We start from the raw sequence: 20811 nt of genomic DNA, 5'->3' as shown, positions 1-20811 counted from the left end.
AGTTTGAAATCCACCTGACCCCACGCAGGCGAATAGATAACGTCTTCTTTGATCAATTGTGTGCGGTGCACATTCGCGTAGCTGGCGTTCCGGTCAAGGCGTGTTGTGGCGGCAACTGGATACTGTAAGGCGCTCGACTATTGTTTAGTGCCAGCGATAATTCCTGTTGTTGGGCCACGTTGCTAGAAACAAGAGTTCGTCGCGGTAGGAGAGCCGCGGGTCAATCATATCTGGCTCAAAAACGGCCATGCCTTCCCGGTTTCCAGCTCCAGCAAACACAAGTGCGCCGGAGAGCGTGCAACCCTTCCAATCCTGTGCGCTCAAATCGCGTAGCCCCAACTGTATGGTCAGGGGCGCTCCACCTTTGACCTTCACCATCACATCATGTGGCTTTGTGCAGCGCAGCATGCCGTCATCGGTCTTCGCCAGATCGCCGATTCCGACCAATGCCAAGCAATACTGGTGAATCATCGCGGGTGTGAATGTGTGCGTAAGCCACGGGTAGACGGCATGGAGTCGTGTGATCCAATCTCGTGCGTTTAGCTCTACTGCGGCTGGCGCGATGCCCATCGCGCCACCGTAGCCGTCATCGATGCAGAACGCCTGCATCCAGAAGCGCAGGGCGGCGAACACGGTGCGGGTCGTCAACGCATGACCTTCCGCATCATCTCCTGGTATTCGTGGCACTCCCAAGTCACGGGCCATCACGTCAACGAGTTGGCGAACCATGGTCGATCCTGTTGATCAGAGCAGTGAGCCTATGGACGATGGCGTTGTTGCCGCGGTCCTGACATAGCGCAATTGCCGCCTCCAGCCCTTGATACGCGTATGTTTCCAAGCAAAGATGCGGCATGACCCATTGGCGTGCATAGTCGCTGCCGTGCCCAAGCGCCATGATTTCGGCCGGCATCATTAGGGCATTGGGGGTAATCTTTACGGTCGTTCGAAGTGCGTCAAATTGCGCAAGCACGGCATCTGAATCAGCGTGTGTCCGTATAAACGTTGCTCGTGATCTGTGGAGTGTCGGTCTAGACGGCACCGGAAGCTCGATCATTCCCGAAGTCGGCACATAAAACACCCGCTGCCACACTTCTGGGGCCACCAGTCGTAGATTGGCGAAACTGCCGATTGGAAGAATGACTATCGTGCCGCTCGGATGGTATCTGTTCAATGCGAACAGCAGGCTTTCATTGACGGTGTCGAATACGTTGTCCAATACAAACACTGGCGAAGCACTGTTGTTCAAGAATGCTTCAAGCCTCGTGAAATCACTGAAATCTACGGGGATTCCCACATGCTGTGCCGGCACTCCGGTAAGCGCGAAAGAAAGCCCGTTCGCTATAGCTGGAACGTGAGCTGTGTCGATCGCAAGTAATCGTGTCGTATGCAATGTTCGGCATAGTTGCGTCGCGAAGGCCGTGAGCTTTTCATTGTTCTTGCTGCGCTGCTCGGTGAGCATGCAACACAATGCTTGGAGATTTTGCGTCAATGCATGTTGCACATCATCGGACAGATGTACTTTCGTCGGTTCCATCAGTGGAGCGCTGCGGAGCTGTTGTTCTTCATTCGGTGTGTGCTGTGATGCTTGCTCTTCCATCAGCGTGCGGTTTTGCTGGGCAATCTGTTGCAAGCCGATTTTCAGCGCTATATTCTCCTCGAGATCCTGCAGGGCCTTGTGCTGCTCCTCTTCCTGCAGCTCGAGTTCGGCCTGTGCGTCGCGTATCTCACGATGTTTCTGCTGGAGTTCCTCGTTGAGGTCTTTCACCTGCGCTGTCAGCTGTCGTACAGTTTTGGTCTGCGTTTCCCGCTGTTCTTGCAGGACATCGAGCTGTTCGAGCAATTCCAGCTTTTGCTGCTTGAACTCATCTGCGAGTTCGGCAGCGGCTTGTTGCCTGAAGGAAGACATGATTGCGTCGTCCTGCTTCATCAGATTGTAGATGATTGCCGACACGTCGTCTGTATTGCTGTGGATTGTCGCTTTGAGTGCAATCTGAAGATTTCTGAGGTCATCGGGCGCTGGCTTGACTCCCAGATATTGTTCCAGATTCTCTGATTTTTCAAATGCTCGTTCCAGAATGGTTCCTGCATCACGCATGAGCTCGCTACTGTTCATCGCTTGCTCTTTGCGGATGTACCAGTTCACGTATGACTGTGCCATCTGTTGCATCGGTTTGATGAGCACATGTGATGTCGACTCGGGCAGTTTTGGCTGGACGTATACAAGACGATTATCCTTCCCCGAACGGCTGTTGACTGTTTGTATATCCCCGTTTTTCAGTTTGACGTGTGGGACGGTGTTTGGAGCGGTCGCACTCAACGTGAGCGTTCGATGTTGAATGGTCACCATCTCGCGATTGAGCACGGCGGCTTCTAATGTGTTGTTGTTTCCGGCGAACAGAAACAGTATCTTTTCGGTGGGGTGGCCCGAATACTGTATGCCGCGTGCGAGCATATGCGGGAGTTCCTTTGCGCTGTTTGCCGGTGTATCGATGACTTCATATAACGGGGGCACTGTGGCGTGGAGCCCGCTTTGGAAGAAGTTTACAGTTGGTCGATCAGGGCGGTCATAGTTCGGGGTCCATTGCAGAAACCGAAAATCCGACAGGCCTGTGGCCATGATTCGGAAGAAGTTGGGATTGTAGAGAGTTTTCGGGTTGTCCGCTCGCGGAGTGCTGGAGCGCTCCCACCAGTTTTCGTATGCCACCCATTTGTAGTGCCCATTACCCTCAGCATCGGTCACATAATCGATGATGCGGAGAAACTGCCCGTCACCGTTGTTGTTCCGGATGAATAATCCCCAAGACCTTCGGTATTTGTTGGACTGCTGTACCATCTGTGTGCTCCCTGAATGTGTTGATGATTTTATCGGTGTGCGGAACGTATTCGGGCGATTGAGACGCTGGGCGGCGTGCCGTGGTGAGCCGGAAGATTTGTTCTCGCCAGTACTATGTCGTAATGCTTGTTGGTTGCCTGCCGTAGCACCTGCTGCAATATCGGTGCAGATGGCGGCACAATGGGATTGGTCTCCATTGGTGACTCGAGCGGTGAGAGCTCAGGAGGCTCCGCAAGCGCGAGCCCCATAGGCCGGTCGTGCGAAAGCATGTAGGCGCTCCACGGTAAGTATCTGCTTGCGCGGAGAAAACAGCATGAGCCCTCGATCTGCGAACTCAAACGCCGTACGGGAGGGAATCCCAGAAAAGCGGCCAGCCGTGAATGTGGCAACGCATGGGGTATCGTGTGCATGTCAAGTGTGGCGGCCATTGGCGCGGCGTCAGACTGAATGAACGGCGTTTGATAAATCTGCGGGCTATGCGAGAAGAGCGGCTCGTCGATGCCGTTCGACCGCAGTTGCGGCGGCCAGACCGGTACGGGGTCAAGGTCCAGACTCGTTAGGCGGAAGTTGCGTTCCGCGAGCCAGTATTCGGCATTCTGTCGGTTGAGGGAATTCCAGAATGTGACTATGCGTACCACGAGTAGATTGCCTCGGGTGGTTTCGATCTCGCCTACCGTTTTTGCAACGTCGAAGACCTTGCGCAGCGTCTGCAAGGCGGGAGGTTGCACCACGGCGTAATAGTCGAACCCGGATTTCACTGCTGCGCCAAATGTGAGCCTGCGCCCTCCGTGCGCGCCGAATTCGGCGGTGAACAGGAACACGCGCTCGCCATTCTCGGGAGCGCCCACGTTGCGCTGCCATTGCTCCGGTACGGTGATGCGGTGCGTGAGCCGGAATGTGGGATTGGCGAGATGGATGGTGTGTTTGCGGTCGGTCACCAGTTCGGCAAGGTCGTAAGGGACTCCATCCACGGTGATCGCTGCGCGATCCTCGCGTAGTTTGGTTTCGAGATCATGCCCAAACGACCGACGGCGTACGGAAAGTTCCAGATGGAAGATCGAGGAGTCGCTGCCTCGATTCCGCCGCAGGAACATGGGCAGAGCCGGCGGTTTGGTGCGGGGATTGGCACCGATGCCCGTTTGGTATCGCTCGCAGAATCTGGCCACGGGGTCATTCTTGGCATGGCGGAAGTGCGCACGTACGCTTCGGCTACCGGGTTTGCCGCTGGCGTTGGTCGCGTGGTGAAAGTGCACGGGCCGGTCGCATGAAGGGCAATGGAATCGCGCGGCCGCAGGTATGTCGCCTTGGAATTTGCGCGCCACATCCTCGGCGGTCACCATGCGTACGGGGGTCATGGGAATGAATTGTCGTGCAGTGTCCATGAGTCCCCCCACCTCGTCTCCCTTGCCGGTGTAGTTGCATTGTACGCGATGTCGTCAGAGGCCCGCTCATCACCGCTCATTCCTGTGTATTGCGGCTGGGCGGGAGCATTTTCTGGGGTGGCGCTGAGTAGCATCCTTGGCGTTAAGCCGTTGATACATGCCCCTGCCGTGGAAAATGCTCCTTCTCAGCCACATTCGCACTCACCCACATTGCCCCTCGCCATCTTTTCTGCGATACTGCACTCAGAGGCATCAAAGAGGAGGCTGATATGGCGGGGAAAGTGACCCAACAGGGGATTCCGGAAGCAGACGCGGGCCGCCCCGCCTACCCATCGCTCTCGCAGCAGGACATCGAAGAGTTGTTTGAACCGCAGGTGCTCGTACAAGCTCTGGTGGTACTGGCATAATCTGAGGGCATCCCCCGGACGTCCGCCTCAGCGAAGATGAACGGCGTGTTGTGCATAAAACGCAGCGGGGCCTGCATGCCAACAGACATGCGGGCCCCGCTCGCGCGCACGCGCGCTATGCGTGCACGCCGCGCATCACACCGTGCACGGGGCAGTGGTGCCGTAGTTGCCGGAGTTGTCGGTCACGACCACGCTCGCGCCGGTCGCGGTGTAGTTCTGCCCGGAGACGCCGTTCTTGTTGTCCCACTGGCCCGATCCGTTTGTGAAGACGAACTCGATCGGCCTGCCGTTCGGATTCTCGATCGCGTACGAGACATACCCGCTGCACGCGGCGGTCATCTTGACGCCCGGTGCGGTGGTCCAGGTGCCGCCGTCGGCGAAACGCCAGTGCAGATATGTCGAGTCCGCGCCGAACTTCGAGCTCGGGTAGTAGACCGTGGTCGTGGATTCCGGGGTCGGATTCGGGTCCGGGGTGGGCGCAGTGCCGATGTTGACGAAGACGCTCACCTTTCCGCTCTTCACAGAGCCGGCGGTGATCTTCTTGTTGGCGACGGTGATGGTGCCGCCGTTGACCTGATCGGTGTAGGTGCCGTCGTCGAGCGTGGTGTCGAGGCCGGCGAGGTTCTTGTCTCCGTCCATGTTGACCACGACCACGCCGTCGTTCGCGTTGCTGCCATCGGACTTGTACCGTTCGACCATCAGGCAGTTCTCGGCCTGGCAATTGCGCAGATACTCGGCGTTGCCTTCCATCGCGTTGCGGAACTTGTTGACCCACTTGACTTCCGGGCTCTTCCACTCGTTGTCGCCGGCATCGCCGAGCTGTGACTGTTCCGCGAACTGCGCGTTCGCGCCGCCGGAGCCGACCGGGCGGTTGAAGAAGAGCGGCGCGCCGCCCTTGCGGGCGCCGATGACGCCCCAGCCCATGCGGATTTGCCATGCGGTCATGCCGGTGGACTGCCTATCGCCATTTGCGTAGGTGTCATGCGACTCGACCCAGGTGACGAGCTGGTCGTCCTGCACTCCCTGCCCCTGCAGATTGCTCAGATTGTCGGCGTTGAGATTCTTGCTGTTGAGCGCGCTGCGTAGTGCGCCGCCGTAATTCGAGGCGGTGTTGCCGCCGCCGTTGCTCGAGTACTTTTCAAAGAGCGCGGGGTAGGCGGCCACGTTGAGGCCGGCGTCACCCTGCAGCACCTCGCCGTACTGGTACTGGGCGCCGTTGTCGAGGATCGTGTCGAAGTACGGGGAATGCGTGCCGAACTCGTCGGGCAGTTCGATGTGCTTGGCGGCGTCATAACGGAAGCCGTCCACGCCGTCGGCCACTGCCTGCTTGAGGAAGCCCTGCATGCGGTTGCCGACTTCTTGGTTCTCGGTGTTGAGATCCCACAGGCCGAGCAGATGGCAGCGGGTCACCTGCCAACGATTGCCGTAATTGATTGCGGTGCCGTTATCCCCGCATCCTCCTTCGGATTTGGTGTGGAATAGGCTTGTGTTTTTCCAGCTGGATTCGATTGCGTTCCAGTCGGAGCTGAAGTGGTTGATCACGGCGTCCACAATCACGCGGATGCCGTATTTGTGCGCTTCGGCGGTCATGGCCTTGAGGTCGTCTTCGGAACCGACGACCGAATTGCCGATCGAGGTACCGGCCGGCTGGTAGACGTAATACCAGTTCTCGGTGAACTGCATGCCCTGCATGGGTCCCTTGATGACGCTGATCGGCGAGGTCTGGACCGACGTGTAGCCTGCGTCCGCGATTTCGGCCATGTGTTCCTTCATCGTGTTGAATGACCACATCCACGCGTGCAGGATCGAGCCGTAGTTCATCTCCTTGGCCAGGCCGTTCTGGGTGCGCGCGGCTTCGAATTGCGCGTTGCCGAGCGTGCGGTCGTAGCTCGTGGTGGTGGTCGCCTGCGCGCTGGATGCACCGATGGCGAGGCCGCCGATGAGTGTCGCTGCGGCTGCAATGCCGGCGGCTGTCTTGGTGATGAATCCGCTCATCGTCGAGCGACGATTGGCTCCGGTGCGCAGACCGGTGCCTTTAGACAGGGGTGTCATGTCCGCTGTCTCCTTTTTGCTGAAGGGATCTTCGGTTGTGCGCCGCGCGGTGCGGCGCTGCGGTCCTGCCCGCTGGATGCGGGGAATGCGCCGTCGGATCAGGTGCCTTCCTCCGGGCGAAGCGATGGTGCTTCGGTGCGCAACCATTGTGCAACCGTTTGCGGAAACGCCCTGTGCAGTGATTTGGAATCTTATGTGAAATGCAGCCGTAAAAGGTTCTGTGAATTAGGCTAAAGACAACGTAGTCATCGTATTTAGTGCGTTATGTCAGAAGAGGAACAGTGGAGTAGAGCCGCTGAGCACCAAGTTTTGAGCCTGCCGAATAATGCGTTTTTCGAGCCGAAGGCGTAAGAAACGAGCGTGCAGCATGTGTAAAAACGCCACCATAAAAGACATCGTTTGCAAAAAGATGGTGGTTGTGTCGTCTTTCGATGACACAACCACCATGCGCAGGTATTGCGATTGCGAACGGCAGGTCTTATGCGCCGAGCCCCTCTGTAGCCTGCTGCATGGCGAGCTTCTCGGCTTGCTCCTGCTGCGCTTCCATCTCGGCATTCCATTGTTCAATCATCCTGGCCTGCGTCTCTTCGCGCTCCTTGGCCTTGGTACGCTTGCCCGCCATACCGGCGCGCACATCGTCCATCGCTGTCTTCAGCTCCTGTGCACGGCCTTCGAAATTCTCGGCGAGCTGTGGCTTGTAGTCGAGCAGTCCTTCGGTGCCTTCGATATATGCGGCAAGCATGTTGCGCGCCTCGAAAGCGGTGGCGTTGCCGACCGACTCTTTGTATACCTCGCGCGCTTCGTCGAGGCGCTTCACAAGTGCGGCGCGCGAAGACGTGAGCTTTTCCGCCTGCGCCATGTTCAGCACGGGCGTGGTGCCCGGCACTTCGCCCACCAGGGTGACGTTCTGTGTGTTCTGCTCGTGCGCCATGGTGGAGCTGCCCGCCAATTCCCATCAAGTGAGGCCGCCCACTGCAATCACCCCTGCCGTGGCCGCCGCGGCAATGGTCGTCACTATGCTGCGTGTGTTTTTATCTGTGTTCCCAAGCATGATTCCGCCTCCTCGCCGAGTCTTGCTTCAACCCCCGCTCTTGGTTCGCATTGTACCGCTGGCGCATGGGAAAGGCCCCGGCGTGTTCACGCCAGGGCCTTGGAAAATCCTGTGAATCGTGGGTCAGTCGATCAGGAACGAGCGCATGAACCACTGGAACTGCTCGAGCTTGAGCACATGGTCCTGCACGATGTTGGAGCTGATCACGTCAAGGTCGTCGAGTTCCTTGATCGCCTCGCGGTCGTCCTTGATGAACGAATCATAGTAGGCGTCGAGCGCGCGCAGGTACTCCAGCGTGTTCTGGCGGCCGTCGAGCTCGAACTTCGGCCAGGTGCGGAAGCGCACGATATCGTCGGGGCGGCCGCTCGGCGAACCGCCGAGTGCGGCGATGCGTTCCGCGGTCTCGTCGGCCATCGCGAGCACTTCGTCGACCTGCGGGTCGAGCATCTCGTGCACGGCGATGAAGTTCGGGCCCGCCACGTTCCAATGCGCGTGCTTGAGCACGAGCGCGGCCTCCTGCTCCTGGCTCAGACGCTCCTGCAGAATGCCAATGACCTTTTCCGAAGTCGCCTCATCGAGCCCCGGGATGATGAATGAAAGTGCCATATGCGTGTCCTTTCGTAGTGGCTGACATATGTCTTGTTTTCGAGCTTACGTGCGGCGGCGGGGAGTTTCCTGCCCGTGAGCTGTCAGCCTAATGGTGTGTCAGTCTCCGGCCTTGGTGGTGGTTTGCGCAGGATCCGGATTCGGGGACTGCTTGCGCACCTCGATCGTCTCAATGCGGCGGCCATCCACCTTGGTCACGGTCATCGTGTAGCCGTCATCGGAGGTGTAGGAATCGCCGACCTCACCCATCTTGCCGGTGTGGGCCAGGAAGAAGCCGGCCACCGTCTCGTAGGGGCCGTCGGGCAGTTCGATGCCGGTCAGGTCGTCGAAGTCCTCGATCGTCATGCCGCCGTCCACGCTCGCGGCGCCATTGACGAACACATTGGCTGGTTCGGCGCCCTTTGGCTTCTCTTCGGGCAGGTCGTATTCGTCGCGGATATCGCCCACAAGCTCCTCGGTCATGTCTTCGAGCGTCACAATGCCGTCGGTGCCGCCGTATTCGTCGATGACCGTGGCCAGATGGATGCCGCGTTTGCGCAGCAGCGCCAGACTTGGCAGCAGCTTGGATGTGCCCGGCAGCGAGATGCCGTCGCGCACCACGTCGGCCACGGTCATGCCGTCCGGGTTCTGCACATCGAGCAGGTCGCGCACGTGCACGAAACCGAGGATGTCGTCGAAATCCTTGCCGGAGACGGGGTAGCGCGAATAGGGCATGTCGCGCACGAACGCGGCGGCCTCGCGCAGCGGCATGTCCGCGTTCAGGAACGCGACATCGGCGCGCGGGCGCATGACCTCGGCCACAATCGTCTCGGAGGCGTCGAACACGTCGTCGAGGATGGTGCGTTCGTCGTTGGAGAGGTTCGTGTTCGAGCTGACGAGCACGCGGAGCTCTTCGTCGGAAACCTCCGACTCAGTCTCGTTCGGGTCGAAGCCCAGCAGGCGCACAATGCCGTTGGTGTTCTTGCCGATGAGCCAGATGATCGGCTTGCAGATCTTGGCGAACGCGGAAATCGCCGGCACCACGGCGCGGGCAATCTGTTCGTTGCGCTGCATGGCGATGCGCTTCGGCACCATTTCGGAGATCACGATCGAGCAGTACGAGATGATCAGCGTGAGCACGATGGTGGTCAGCGGTGCGGCCACGTTGCTGGGCACGCCCCAGCCTTCCACAACCGGTACGATGAACGGCGAGATCGAGGATTCACCGAACGATGCGGAAAGGAAACCGGAGAGCGTGACACCGATCTGCACGGTGGAAAGGAAGGTATTCGGGTCGCGGGCGATTTTCGCGACGCGGGCGCCACGCGCGTCCTCCTGTTCTATTTGGTCGATTTGGGAGCCGCGCAGCGAGACAAGCGCGAGCTCAGTGCCGGCGAACACCGAGCCAAGCAAGAGGAATACGAAGATGAGCAGAATGTTCAAACCTAAAGACATGACTCAAGCGTAGGTCATTGGCACGGCAATTACGCGGTTGGGCAGGTATCTGCGATTGTGGGGTGGGCGTCCTCACCCACGAACCCTCGTAGGTTAAAGAATATACAACACTTAATATCGTAGTGTCGCATTTGGAGGTGCTGGCCCCAAGAAGCCCCACCCCACAATCGCAGTTATTGGTATCCGGCATGCTCTCCCCGCGGTTGTGGTTATCGTGGATAGATGTGGGTAGGGCGCCTGTTTTTCCACATATCCACAATCGTTCTGGAGACACTGGCATGGAATGGTGGCGTGTGCTTGGGTTGCTGATGTGAATGAGTCGAAACAAAGCAAGGAATTGCGGCGCATACGTGACGAAGTGCTTCAGGAATGCGTGGATGGCCAAGCCAAGATGCATACGCCACCGGTGTTCTGCCGTATGACGGCGTTGGCGCTGTTGGCGATTGAGCGCCCTCGCATGCGTGGGCGCCGTGAGATGCGTCTTGAACGTGTGATCGCCACCGCGAACGAGCATCATGGCCTTGCCGGCATCCGTGATGTGCGGTGGGCAGGGGTGATTCAAACACACATAGTGGAGGATGCAGTGTGTTGCACATCGCCGGAATGCACGTGGGTGATGATGGCGCGAGTGCTGAGCCCCGCGGAACTTGTGGTGCTCGCCGACAGCATGATGCGGCGCGACCCACAGCTCAAACGCACCTCGGTCGAACGCCTTGAAACATATCTCGACCGGCTGGGGGAGTGCCCGGTCAAGGTCTGGGGGCTGCGGGCCTGTAGGAGCGCATTGCGCTTGGTGCGTGAGAATACGGATTCCTCGATGGAAAGCCGTGTTCGCCTGGTGTTGGAAAGCTATGGTCTGGGAGCGCCGGAGGTGAACCATCCGGTGGTGAACCCGCACACCGGCCGGTTCATGTATTTGGATATGGCGTATGCCGATTTGAGGATCGCCATTGAATATGATGGCCAGTTCCATGCGGAGCAATGGGAGGCCGACGTGCATCGCCGCCGTCTTCTCGACGAGTTGGGTTGGGATGTTGTCCAAGTGACCGCTGCCGATATGCGCACGGAAGGCGACCGGCATGCCTTGGCGTTGAGGGTCGCGCAGCATATCAGCCTGAGGTTGGGGCGGAAGGTGCGTGTGCGGGCGCCTCTTTCGGTCAAGCAGCTCATGGATGGGCGACGCAGCGTTGAGCCGCGTTGGGTGCTCGCGAGTTGAGGTATCTGCGATTGTGGGGTGGGGCCTCCTCGGGCCTCACCCCACAAAATGCGACACTGCGATATCGTGTGTTGTATATTCCTTAGCCTATGAAGGTTTTCGGGCAGGGGGCCCACCCCACAATCGCAAATACCGCTAGAAGCTCAGCACCTCCACAAGACCGGATTCCAGACGGTAGCGTGCGCCCACAATCATGAGTTTCTCCTGCGCGAGTGCTTCGCGGATCACGTCCGAATGCGTCACGAGATGCTCGATGGTGCGCGCGATATGCACCTGCTCGTATTCGTCGGACGAATCGAGCCCGGCCATCTGCGCCTGCCAGACCGAAAGCCCCGCGTTTTTGAGGAATTCGGAGTCGGAGGACATGATCACGTCGTCCAGGCTCTCCATGAGCTGTTCGCGCGTCATCGGTGTGCCGCCTTGCGATTCGTCTTGCAGCTTGGTGATGAGCGTTTCAAGCTCTTCGGCGCCTTTCTGCACGGCGGCGCAATGCTGGTGCCCCAACACCACGAGCAGGCTCACGTGCAGCCCGGTCACCGCGTATTCGAGCGATTGCAACACGGCCGGGTCAATCATCTGGCCGGCGGTGCGCACGGTGAACATATCGCCAAGTCCCGCGTCGAAAATGATCTCCGGTGGCACGCGTGAATCCGAGCAGCCGAGCACCACGGCATCCGGGTTCTGCGTGTCGATGAGCGATTCGCGCGTCTCCTTGTCTTGCCACGGGTGTTCGGCCTTGCCTTCCGCGAAGCGCCGGTTGCCCGCGAGCATGCGGCTCCAGGTGCTGTTCGCGGTGGTTTCTTCGGCGCTTTCGGTCATGGTGACTCCTCTGATTGCTGCGGCTCATGCGTTAAGGTAAATCATAGAAGCTTTTGAATACAGCGCACTTTTCGATGCGCGCAATCGCAGGAGGTGGCGATGGCCGACCGCAAGGGGGCGAAGCGCCCTTCGATTTTTGAGGTGGCGAAACTTGCGGGTGTGAGCCATCAGACCGTTTCTCGCGTGATCAACGATTCCCCCAACGTCTCGCCGGCCACGCGCGAGAAGGTGGAGCTCGCGATTGCGGAACTGGGCTACCGCCCCAGTAATTCCGCTCGCTCGCTCGCCTCGAATCGCACGCGCACAATCGGCATGATCGCGGGTGGCCAACGTTTTTACGGCCCGGTGACCGCACTGTCGTCGATTGAGGCTACCGCCCGCGCTCATACGATGTTCGTTTCGGTGGCGATGGTCCACGAGGCGGAGTGCACCCAGCTGGAGTTCGACGACCTGTGCGGCATGTTCATGCAGCAGGGCGTGGACGCGTTCATCTTCCTGACCCCGACCGATGAGATGTTCCAGGTGGCATGCCGCGCGAAGGTGACGCAGCCGTGCGTGATCATCACGTCCACGCACGGCGCCGTGAGCGTGGGCGAAGGCATGCGCATGCTCAACGCGCGCCGCCACCGCCGCGTTTCGCTTGTGGGCGTGGACCAGTGGGGCGGCATGGCTTCGGTGATGCGGCTGATCCGCAAATACGGCCACCGCAATGTGCTGTTTTTCGCGGGCCCAAGCCAGTGGCGCGACGCACACACGCGCCTGCTGGCATGGAACAAGCTGTGCGCAGAGAACAAGGTGAATTCGGTGACGGTGCAGTGCGGCGACTGGGAGTCGGCCGACGCATACCGCCGCATGAACCATATTCTCGACAACATCGGGTCTAACGGCGGCCGCCTGCCCACGTGCGCGGTCTGTTCGAACGACGTGATGGCGATTGGCGTGATCCGCGCGCTGCACGAGCACGGCGTGCGCGTGCCCGACGACATGAGCGTGACCGGCTTCGATGACATTCCCGGTGTGAGCAACATGTACCCGCCACTGACCACGGTGCGGCAGGATTTCGACGACTTGGGCGTGATGGCCATGAAGGAGGCGCTGTTTTTGATGGGCGATGGCGACGAGCCCGGCTACCCGGCTTCGTACCATGGCGTGGGTCTGGTGTCCGCCGACCTGATCGTGCGGCAGTCGGTGCGCGCGGCGCCGCGGCGCTGACACGAACAAGTGGGGTTTCCGTGGTCACGGAAACCCCACTTGCGCATTCACTGCATCATTGGTTCATGTGGTGTGTTCGTCTGTGTTGTCTGCCTGTGACGCCTCCTTCGTGTTCCAGCCGAGCACCGCGTTCACCGCGCAGTACCCGGTGACGATGATGAGGCAGATGCTGAAGATGACATTCGACCAGCTGAAGAGCTCGCCCGCGTTGTTCGCCTCCACACAGGTCTGGGCGAGCCAGATCGCGCAGGCCACCGCGGTGAGGGCGTAGAGTCGGGCGCGTGCCGCCGATGTGATGTTCATGATGTGCCTCTTTCGTTGATGATGTGGTGGTTCAGCTCTTCTTGCGCTTGGAGAGGATGTCCACGGCCACGGCGCCCAAGAGCACGAGGCCCTTGATCGTCTTCACGACTGCGGTGTCGACGCCCATGATGGACAGGCCCTGGTTGATCACGCCCATGACGAGTGCGCCGACCACAGCGCCCGGGATGGTGCCGACGCCGCCGGTGACGGCCGTGCCGCCGATGAAGCAGGCTGCGATGGCGTCCATTTCGAACTCCATGCCGGCCTGTGCGGTGGCGGAGGAGAGTCGCGAGAGCACGCAGACCGCGGCGATGGCCGAAAGGAATCCCATGTGCACGAAGAGGGTGAAGTCGACGCGCTTGGTGTTGATGCCCGAGAGGATGGCCGCCTTGCGGTTGCCGCCGACCGCGTACACATGACGTCCGAACACCGTGCGGGTGAGGATGAAGTTGTAGACGAAGACGAGCACGCCGAGGATGACGAGCATGATCGGGATACCGCCTTGGTCGGCGTTGCCGGAGAGGGCCAGCAGGTAGGTGACGAAGCCGATGAGCAGCGTGGCGATGACGATCTTGGTCACGGTGAGCGCCATGGGCTCAGGCGTGAGGCCGGCCTTGGCCACCTTGCCGCGGCGGCGCAGCTGGCTCCATGCGAAAAGCGCGATGCACGCGATGCCGACCACGATGGTCAAGCCGTCGAATGGACCCCACCACCCGAGGAGTTGCGGCAGGTAGTTGCGGGCGATGCCGCGGAACTCCGGCGAGGTGATCGGCACGGATTCGCCGATGATCACGGTGGCGAGGCCACGGAAGATGAGCATGCCGGCCAGTGTGGTGATGAAGCCGGGGATGCCCACGTAGGCCACCCAGAAGCCCTGCCAGCAGCCGATGATCAGGCCGACGACGAGCGAGATGAGGATTGCGAGCATCCAGTTGACGCTCTGCCGTTCCATCAATATGGCGCACACACCGCCTACGAAGGCCACGATCGAGCCGACCGACAAATCGATATGCGTGGCGATGATAACCATGACCATGCCGATGGCGAGGATGATCACGTAGGCGTTCTGCTGGATGAGCGAGACGAAGCTGTTGGGCTTGAGCAGCACGCCCTTGGTGAGGAATTCGAAGACGAGCACGATGACGACGAGCGCGCCGACGATGCCGTATTGCTTCGAGTTGTTCGCGAGCGTGGCGAGGACGCCGTCGCTCTTCTTCTTTGCTGGGGCTGCATTGACGGTGCTCATGATGCAACCACCTCCTTCTCCTTGGTCATGCCTTTCATGAGATATTCCTGGGTGAACCCGTTCTTGCGCACATCATCGGTGACGACGCCTTGGCTGACGGTGTAGATGCGGTCGCAGATGCCGATGAGTTCCGGCAGCTCCGACGAGATGACGATCACGGCCTTGCCGGCGTCGGCCAGCTGGTTGATGATCTCGTATATCTCGTATTTCGCACCGACGTCGATGCCTCGCGTCGGCTCGTCGAGAATCAGGATGTCGGGGTCGGAGATGACCCACTTTGCGAGCACCACCTTCTGTTGGTTGCCGCCGGAAAGTGTGCCGACGTTCACATCGATGCTGTTGCACTTGATGTGGAAGTCGCGGCGGTACTCCTCGACCTCGCTCTGCTCGATGTTGTCGTTCATGATGCCGTGCGAGCTCATCTTCTCGAGCGACGCCAGCGAGGCGTTCTCGCGGATGTTCTGCAACAGGTTCAACCCGTAGACCTTGCGGTCCTCGGTGGCGTAGGCCAGTCCGGCGTTGATCGCGGCCTGCACGTTGGGCAGGTTCACTTCCTTGCCTTTGACAAACACCTTGCCCGAGATCTTGGAGCCGTACGAGTGCCCGAAGAGGCTCATCGCCATCTCGGTGCGCCCGGCGCCCATGAGCCCCGCAAGGCCCACAATCTCACCGGAATGTACGTTGATGTTGGCGTGGTCCACCACGACCCGGTTCTGGTCGAGCGGGTGGTGCACGGTCCAGTCCTCGAGGCGCAGGTACTCCTCGCCGGGCTCGTTGGGCTCATGCTTCGGGTAGAGGTTGGTGAGCGAGCGCCCCACCATCTTGCGGATCAGTTCGTCCTGGTCCAGCGGCGTCTCCGGGGTGACGAACATCGTGCCCACTGTCGCGCCGTCGCGGATGATTGTCACATTGTCTGCGATGGCGGCGATCTCGTTGAGTTTGTGGCTGATGATGATGCTCGTCACGCCCTGCTCGTCGCGCAGCTGGCGCACCAGGTCGAGCAGGTGGGCGGAGTCCTCGTCGTTGAGTGCGGCGGTCGGCTCGTCGAGGATCAGCAGTTTGACGTTCTTCGACAACGCCTTAGCGATTTCCACGAGCTGCTGCTTGCCCACGCCGATGTCCATGATCTTGGTGTCCGGGTTCTCCGGCAGACCCACGCGCTTAAGCAGCTCGGCCGCCTTGGCGCGCGTCTCGTCCCAGTTGATCACGCCGCCCTTCGCCTGTTCATTGCCGATGAAGATGTTCTCGGCGATCGAAAGGAACGGGCTGAGTGCGAGCTCCTGGTGGATGATGACGATGCCGTCGGCTTCGGAATCCTTGATGGTGCGGTACTTGCACTCCTTGCCGTCGAAGGTGATGGTGCCCGAATACGAAGTTCACTTTGTCGAAGGTGTGTTCGAGCACGGTCTCTTCCCACTTGCCGAACGTGTCCATCGTGTGGCTCGACGAACCGCAGACCACCAGCTCGAGGTCCGGGTCGATCATGCGCATGCCGGCCGCGACCGAGGCTGCGAGCTTGCCGTAGTCCTCGGCGCTTTTGTGTCCCGTTTGCCACGGGCCGTCCATCTCGTTGCCCAAGCACCACATGCGGATGTTGAAGGGGTCCTTGGCGCCGTTGCGGATGCGCTCCTTCGACCGGGCCGTGCCGTTGGGGACGTTCGCGTATTCCAGCAGATCCAGCGCTTCGGCAAGGCCACGGGTGCCGAGGTTGACGGCTTCCATGAGCTCGTAGATGCCGGTGTATACGCAGCGTCCCAGATGCTCGACGAATGACCCGAACACCCGGTCGTGCACCGGGCCGACCTTGAATTCGTCGTCTACCACGAGCTTGGCATGTGTTTCAGTCTGCTGTGTCATATGGCCTCTTTGTCCTTTCTGCGGTACCCGACACGAAGGTTCGCGCGCAATCGGCATGGGTTTCGGCGTCGAAGCCCGTGCCGCCACTGTGTGTGTATTTCAACGTACCGCGTGTGTGGCTCCCCCCCCCCAACACGCAGGATGGGCGCCGACGATCAGCCAAAGACTGAAATGCCAGCACTTGCTCGGCGTGTTGACCTGCCGGTGCTCACCGAAGGCAAGTGCTATTTTGGCCCCTTGGCGTGTTTCCATGCATGTGAGCGCTAACATAGAGATAGCCAACAACGACGTGCACATTCATACGGGAGGAACGATGTCGGATTCGCAAGACCAGGTGGCCGAGAAGATCAGCAGCGGGCGCACGTCCCTCGGCATTGAGTTCGGCTCCACGCGCATCAAGGCCGTGCTCATCGACGATGAGCGCAATACCATCGCCACCGGTGACTACGGCTGGCAGTCGCATCTCGTGGACGGCCTGTGGTCGTACGACGTGGACAAGATCTGGCGCGGCCTGCAGAGCGTCTACGCCGACGTCGCCGACTGCGTGGAGGCGCAGTACGGGCAGAAGCTCGTGCGCATCGGCCAGATCGGCTTCTCCGCGATGATGCACGGGTATCTGGCGTTCAACGAAGACGGCGAACTGCTCGTGCCGTTCCGTACATGGCAGAACACGAACACGAGCGAGGCGCACGAACGCCTTTCGCAGCTGTTCCAATACAACATCCCCGAGCGCTGGTCAATCGCGCATCTGTATCAGGCGGTGCTCAACGACGAGCCGCACATCGGTTCGGTGCGCTACTTCACCACACTCGCCGGCTACGTGCACTGGAAGCTCACAGGCCGTAAGGTGCTGGGCGTGGGCGACGCCTCCGGCATGTTCCCGATCGACCCGGAGACGAAGACCTATGAGCGGGCGTTCATCGAGCAATTCGACGCGCTGCCCGAAGTGGCCGCGCAACCGTGGAAACTCGAGGACCTGCTGCCCGAGCCGCTCGTCGCAGGCACGCCGGCCGGCACGCTCACGCCGGAGGGCGCGGCGCTGCTCGACCCATCCGGCGTGCTGCAGCCGGGCGTTGCGCTCGCCCCGCCCGAAGGCGATGCGGGCACCGGCATGGTGGCCACGAACTCCGTGCGCCGCCGCACCGGCAATGTCTCCGCCGGCACATCGATCTTCGCCACCGTGGTGCTCGAGCACAAGCTGTCCACGCTGCGCCCGGAAGTCGATCTGGTCACCACCCCGGCCGGCGATCTGGCCGGCATGAGCCACGCCAACAACTTCACCTCGGATCTGAACGCGTGGATCAACCTGTTCCGCGAATTCTCCCAGCTCAACGGCGGTTCGGTCAGCGACGCCGACCTGTACGGCGAGCTGTTCCGCAGCGCGATCAGCGAGCAGGCGGACCCGGACGCCGGCGCCATGCTCGCCTACCCGTTCCGCACCGGCGAATTCCTGGCCGGGCTCGCCGAGGGCCGCCCGCTGTTCGTGCGTGAGCCGGAGGCGCGGTTCAACCTCGCGAACTTCATGCGCGCGCAGTTGTTCGGCGCGTTCTCGCCGGTCACGATCGGCATGAATGTGATGACCCATGACGAGGGCGTGCAGATTGATTCGCTCGTGGGGCATGGCGGCATCTTCGCCACGCCTGTTGTGGCGCAGCGCATCCTCGCCGCCGCGTTCGATACGCCGATCCGCGTGATGACGACGGCATCGGAAGGCGGTGCCTGGGGCATGGCGGTGCTCGCCGGCTATCTGCGGCATGCGGAGACGCCGCTCGCCGATTATCTCGACGACGTGGTGTTTGCAAATGCGCAGTCCGTGACGGAGGACCCGCAACCCGCCGATGTGGAAGGATTCCGCATGTTCTTCGCGCGGTTCATGCAGGCGCTGCCGGTGGAGCGCACGGCGGTCGAATGCATGCCGATCGGCGCCGAATAATCGTCCAGCAGTCAATCCAACAGTCATTCAGCCAATACGGAAAGGAACAACAATGGCAACGCTCGCAGAGTATGGGCCGGAGGTCCGCGCGGAAGTCAAGCAGGTGCGCGAAGTGGTCGCGTCGCTGCACGAACAGCTCATCAAGTGGAATCTCGTCGTGTGGACGGCCGGCAACGTCTCGCAGCGCCTGCGCACGGCGGACCTGATGGTGATCAAGCCCTCCGGTCTGCGCTACGAATACCTGACGCCGAGCTCGATGGTCGTGTGCGATCTGGACGGCAATGTGGTGGACGGCGCGGAATCGCCGTCGTCCGACACCGCGTCGCACGCCTACATCTACCGCCATATGCCGGACGTGTACGGCGTGGTGCACACGCACTCCACCTATGCGACCGCGTGGGCCGCGACAGGGCAGAACATTCCCTGCGGCCTGACGATGATGGGCGACGAGTTCGACGGCGACGTGCCGGTCGGGCCGTTCCGCCTGATCGGGTCCGAGGCGATCGGCGAAGGCGTGGTCGAGACGCTCAAGCAATACCCCAAGTCGCCGGCGGTGCTGATGCAGAACCACGGCCCGTTCACCATCGGTAAGGACGCCGAAGCGGCGGTCAAGGCGGCGGCGATGACGGAGGAAGTGGCGCACACCATGTGGGCCGCGCGCCAGCTGGGCGAGATCATCCCGATCCCGCAGGAAGACATCGACAAGCTCAACGACCGCTACCAGAACGTATACGGCCAGCACTGAGCCGCCCATAACCCATGTCAACCATCCACAGTGAAGTGAGGCAACACACCATGACCATGAACAACCCATTCGAGGGCAAGGAAATCTGGTTCGGCGTCGGGTCGCAGGACCTGTATGGCGAAGAGGCGCTACGCCAGGTGGCGCAGCAGTCCACCGAGATCGTCGATGCGCTCAACGCGAGCGGCCGAATCCCCGTCAAGCTCGTACTCAAGCCGACATTGAAATCGTCGGACGGCGTGCGCCGCTTCATGGTCGATGCCTCCGCGGACGACAACTGCATCGGTGTAATCACCTGGATGCACACCTTCTCGCCGGCGAAGATGTGGATCCGCGGTCTTGAGGCACTGAAGAAGCCGCTGCTGCAGCTCAATACGCAGCACCACTTCGAGATTCCGTGGAACACGATCGACATGGACTTCATGAATCTCAATCAGGCCGCGCATGGCGACCGCGAATACGGCTACATCGTCACGCGTCTCGGCATTCCGCGCAAGATCGTCGTCGGCCACTACACCGACCCGGCCGTCGCCGACAAGATCGGCGTCTGGGCGCGCGCGTGCGCCGGCTGGCAGGCCTCGAACACGATGAACGTGATGCGCTGGGGCGACAACATGCGCAATGTTGCCGTGACGGAAGGCGACAAGACCGAAGCGGAGCGCGTGTTCGGCGCCTCAATCAACACGTGGGCCGTCAACGAGCTCGTCGCAGCCTACAATGCTGTCAAGGAAGACCAGGTCAAGGACCTCATCGAGGACTACAAGGCGAAGTACGAGATCGCGCCCGAACTGCTCGACAAGGACTATGATTCGCTGTTCATCGCCGCGCGCGAGGAATGCGCGATGGTGAATATGATGCGCGCCAACAACTGCACGGCCGGCGTGGACAATTTCGAGGACCTGGGCGCCCTGCCGCAGCTGCCGGGCGTGGGTCCGCAGCGCTTCCCCTCGGAGTACGGCTGGGGCTTCTCGGCCGAAGGCGACTGGAAGACCGCGGTGCTCGTGCGCATCGGCGCAGTGATGGGCTACGGCCTCGACGGCGGCGCCTCGCTCATGGAAGACTATTCCTACAACTTCACGCCCGGCAATGAGATGATCATGGGCTCGCACATGCTCGAAGTCTCGCCGTCGGTCGGCACGATCGCCAAGCCTCGTCTGGAGATCCACCCGCTCGGCATCGGCGGCAAGGCCGACCCGGTGCGCCTTGTGTTCACCGTGGCGCCGAAACAGGACGCGGTCGTCGTCTCGCTCGCCGACGTGCGCACGCGCTTCCGCATGCTGATGAACGTCGTCGATGTGGTCGAACCGCTCGGCTCGCTTGACAAGCTGCCGTGCGCGCGGGCGCTGTGGAAGCCCGAGCCGAACCTCGAGGTCTCCGCTGAATGCTGGCTGCGCGCCGGCGGCTCCCACCACACCTGCATGACCACGTCGGTCGGACGTGAGGCGTGGGAGGACTTCGCGCGCATCGCCGGCGTCGAACTCGCGACGATCGACGCCGAGACCACGCCACGTGAATTCGAACGCGAACTCGAGATCGAAGACATGGTCCACGAGCTGCGCAACCGCCACTGATTGATCAGGACTTACTTTCCCCTTTCCTTCCTCCTGCCATGCGCCGGTGCCCATTGGGTGCCGGCGCACGGTTTTCTGCGCCCGGTTCCGGGGATTATGCCTCTGGCGTCTGTAGACGGCTGACAATTCGCTGTTTCCGTCACTGTT

The 20811-nt window shown here is 60.8% G+C and carries 16 protein-coding genes and 2 pseudogenes; 6 read left to right on the top strand and 12 right to left on the bottom strand.

The genetic code is table 11. The features are described from left to right. Positions 1-144 precede the first annotated feature (144 nt). Genes BPSG_RS07110 through BPSG_RS07100 form a run of 3 tightly spaced genes read right to left on the bottom strand, consistent with a single transcriptional unit; the run spans position 145 to position 4215 of the window. Positions 145-729, bottom strand: coding sequence for a hypothetical protein (locus tag BPSG_RS07110; protein ID WP_026643765.1), 585 nt, complete (start codon positions 727-729; stop codon positions 145-147). Then, a complete protein-coding gene (locus BPSG_RS07105; protein ID WP_026643766.1) occupies positions 710-2833 on the bottom strand; it encodes a hypothetical protein in 2124 nt (707 codons plus the stop codon). Before BPSG_RS07105 ends, BPSG_RS07110 begins: the two co-directional genes overlap by 20 nt. 29 nt (positions 2834-2862) lie before the next feature. Next, positions 2863-4215: a hypothetical protein gene (locus BPSG_RS07100; RefSeq protein ID WP_026643767.1), complete on the bottom strand. Its 1353-nt coding sequence runs from the start codon at positions 4213-4215 to the stop codon at positions 2863-2865. A 269-nt stretch (positions 4216-4484) separates the two neighbouring features. Here BPSG_RS07100 and BPSG_RS08670 point away from each other — a divergent pair, with 269 nt between their 5' ends. Next, positions 4485-4622 (top strand): hypothetical protein, encoded by a 138-nt coding sequence (locus BPSG_RS08670; RefSeq protein ID WP_155266378.1) that lies wholly within the window; start codon positions 4485-4487, stop codon positions 4620-4622. A gap of 135 nt (positions 4623-4757) precedes the next feature. Here the strand turns inward: BPSG_RS08670 and BPSG_RS07095 are convergent, their stop codons facing one another. The 4 genes from BPSG_RS07095 to BPSG_RS07075 all read right to left on the bottom strand — a co-directional run bounded on the left by BPSG_RS07095 (position 4758) and on the right by BPSG_RS07075 (position 9765). Continuing rightward, complete coding sequence (locus BPSG_RS07095; RefSeq protein WP_051592050.1) at positions 4758-6674, bottom strand: alpha-amylase family glycosyl hydrolase; 1917 nt, start codon at positions 6672-6674, stop codon at positions 4758-4760. 478 nt (positions 6675-7152) lie between these two features. After that, a complete protein-coding gene (locus tag BPSG_RS07085) occupies positions 7153-7605 on the bottom strand; it encodes a hypothetical protein (RefSeq protein ID WP_026643768.1) in 453 nt (150 codons plus the stop codon). A 243-nt stretch (positions 7606-7848) separates the two neighbouring features. Then, complete coding sequence (locus tag BPSG_RS07080; protein WP_026643769.1) at positions 7849-8331, bottom strand: Dps family protein; 483 nt, start codon at positions 8329-8331, stop codon at positions 7849-7851. Positions 8332-8430: 99 nt separating this feature from the next. After that, positions 8431-9765: a hemolysin family protein gene (locus BPSG_RS07075; protein ID WP_026643770.1), complete on the bottom strand. Its 1335-nt coding sequence runs from the start codon at positions 9763-9765 to the stop codon at positions 8431-8433. Between the two features lie 283 nt (positions 9766-10048). Between BPSG_RS07075 and BPSG_RS07070 the strand changes: the two genes are divergently transcribed. Then, a complete protein-coding gene (locus BPSG_RS07070; protein ID WP_026643771.1) occupies positions 10049-10981 on the top strand; it encodes a DUF559 domain-containing protein in 933 nt (310 codons plus the stop codon). A gap of 135 nt (positions 10982-11116) precedes the next feature. On the opposite strand, the gene BPSG_RS07065 is transcribed toward BPSG_RS07070, so the two are convergent. Continuing rightward, positions 11117-11800 carry a carbonic anhydrase gene (locus tag BPSG_RS07065; RefSeq protein ID WP_033502270.1) on the bottom strand — a complete coding sequence of 228 codons (684 nt, stop codon included), beginning with the start codon at positions 11798-11800 and terminating at the stop codon, positions 11117-11119. A 99-nt stretch (positions 11801-11899) separates the two neighbouring features. On the opposite strand from BPSG_RS07065, the gene BPSG_RS07060 reads away from it, so the two are divergent. Further along, complete coding sequence (locus tag BPSG_RS07060) at positions 11900-13012, top strand: LacI family DNA-binding transcriptional regulator (protein ID WP_026643773.1); 1113 nt, start codon at positions 11900-11902, stop codon at positions 13010-13012. A 63-nt stretch (positions 13013-13075) separates the two neighbouring features. On the opposite strand, the gene BPSG_RS07055 is transcribed toward BPSG_RS07060, so the two are convergent. From BPSG_RS07055 to BPSG_RS08490, 4 genes and pseudogenes are all read right to left on the bottom strand, one after another. Continuing rightward, positions 13076-13315 carry a hypothetical protein gene (locus BPSG_RS07055; RefSeq protein ID WP_026643774.1) on the bottom strand — a complete coding sequence of 80 codons (240 nt, stop codon included), beginning with the start codon at positions 13313-13315 and terminating at the stop codon, positions 13076-13078. 31 nt (positions 13316-13346) lie between these two features. Continuing rightward, the gene (mmsB, locus tag BPSG_RS07050) at positions 13347-14561 is read right to left on the bottom strand and encodes a multiple monosaccharide ABC transporter permease (protein ID WP_026643775.1); all 1215 of its coding nucleotides are present in this window, start codon (positions 14559-14561) and stop codon (positions 13347-13349) included. Next, positions 14558-15934, bottom strand: a pseudogene (locus tag BPSG_RS07045) (ATP-binding cassette domain-containing protein); the annotation flags it as partial. The gene mmsB and the pseudogene BPSG_RS07045, both read right to left, overlap by 4 nt. Then, positions 15921-16418, bottom strand: a pseudogene (locus BPSG_RS08490) (hypothetical protein); the annotation flags it as partial. The pseudogenes BPSG_RS07045 and BPSG_RS08490, both read right to left, overlap by 14 nt. Before the next feature lie 313 nt (positions 16419-16731). Between BPSG_RS08490 and BPSG_RS07040 the strand changes: the two are divergent. From BPSG_RS07040 to araA, 3 genes are read left to right on the top strand one after another with little or no spacing between them, the layout of a single operon-like run. Next, positions 16732-18351, top strand: a complete 1620-nt coding sequence (locus tag BPSG_RS07040) for a xylulokinase (RefSeq protein WP_026643777.1) — start codon at positions 16732-16734, stop codon at positions 18349-18351. 52 nt (positions 18352-18403) lie between these two features. After that, positions 18404-19096, top strand: coding sequence for an L-ribulose-5-phosphate 4-epimerase (locus BPSG_RS07035; RefSeq protein ID WP_026643778.1), 693 nt, complete (start codon positions 18404-18406; stop codon positions 19094-19096). Positions 19097-19146: 50 nt separating this feature from the next. Beyond that, positions 19147-20664 carry an L-arabinose isomerase gene (araA, locus tag BPSG_RS07030; protein WP_026643779.1) on the top strand — a complete coding sequence of 506 codons (1518 nt, stop codon included), beginning with the start codon at positions 19147-19149 and terminating at the stop codon, positions 20662-20664. Positions 20665-20811: the final 147 nt, after the last annotated feature.

Source organism: Bifidobacterium pseudolongum subsp. globosum (genome assembly GCF_000741295.1).
GTDB lineage: Bacteria > Actinomycetota > Actinomycetes > Actinomycetales > Bifidobacteriaceae > Bifidobacterium > Bifidobacterium globosum.
This window is presented reverse-complemented; position numbering and strand designations above follow the sequence as displayed.

Excerpts from the sequence above, each read along its gene's own strand:
- BPSG_RS07075 (WP_026643770.1), bottom strand. The coding sequence starts at position 9,765 with ATGTCTTTAGGTTTGAACATTCTGCTCATCTTCGTATTCCTCTTGCTT.
- BPSG_RS07035 (WP_026643778.1), top strand. The coding sequence starts at position 18,404 with ATGGCAACGCTCGCAGAGTATGGGCCGGAGGTCCGCGCGGAAGTCAAG.
- BPSG_RS07110 (WP_026643765.1), bottom strand. The coding sequence starts at position 729 with ATGGTTCGCCAACTCGTTGACGTGATGGCCCGTGACTTGGGAGTGCCA.
- BPSG_RS07040 (WP_026643777.1), top strand. The coding sequence starts at position 16,732 with ATGTCGGATTCGCAAGACCAGGTGGCCGAGAAGATCAGCAGCGGGCGC.
- BPSG_RS07065 (WP_033502270.1), bottom strand. The coding sequence starts at position 11,800 with ATGACCGAAAGCGCCGAAGAAACCACCGCGAACAGCACCTGGAGCCGC.
- mmsB (WP_026643775.1), bottom strand. The coding sequence starts at position 14,561 with ATGAGCACCGTCAATGCAGCCCCAGCAAAGAAGAAGAGCGACGGCGTC.
- BPSG_RS07060 (WP_026643773.1), top strand. The coding sequence starts at position 11,900 with ATGGCCGACCGCAAGGGGGCGAAGCGCCCTTCGATTTTTGAGGTGGCG.
- BPSG_RS07085 (WP_026643768.1), bottom strand. The coding sequence starts at position 7,605 with ATGGCGCACGAGCAGAACACACAGAACGTCACCCTGGTGGGCGAAGTG.
- BPSG_RS07100 (WP_026643767.1), bottom strand. The coding sequence starts at position 4,215 with ATGGACACTGCACGACAATTCATTCCCATGACCCCCGTACGCATGGTG.
- BPSG_RS07070 (WP_026643771.1), top strand. The coding sequence starts at position 10,049 with ATGGTGGCGTGTGCTTGGGTTGCTGATGTGAATGAGTCGAAACAAAGC.
- BPSG_RS07080 (WP_026643769.1), bottom strand. The coding sequence starts at position 8,331 with ATGGCACTTTCATTCATCATCCCGGGGCTCGATGAGGCGACTTCGGAA.
- BPSG_RS07105 (WP_026643766.1), bottom strand. The coding sequence starts at position 2,833 with ATGGTACAGCAGTCCAACAAATACCGAAGGTCTTGGGGATTATTCATC.
- BPSG_RS08670 (WP_155266378.1), top strand. The coding sequence starts at position 4,485 with ATGGCGGGGAAAGTGACCCAACAGGGGATTCCGGAAGCAGACGCGGGC.
- BPSG_RS07095 (WP_051592050.1), bottom strand. The coding sequence starts at position 6,674 with ATGACACCCCTGTCTAAAGGCACCGGTCTGCGCACCGGAGCCAATCGT.
- araA (WP_026643779.1), top strand. The coding sequence starts at position 19,147 with ATGACCATGAACAACCCATTCGAGGGCAAGGAAATCTGGTTCGGCGTC.
- BPSG_RS07055 (WP_026643774.1), bottom strand. The coding sequence starts at position 13,315 with ATGAACATCACATCGGCGGCACGCGCCCGACTCTACGCCCTCACCGCG.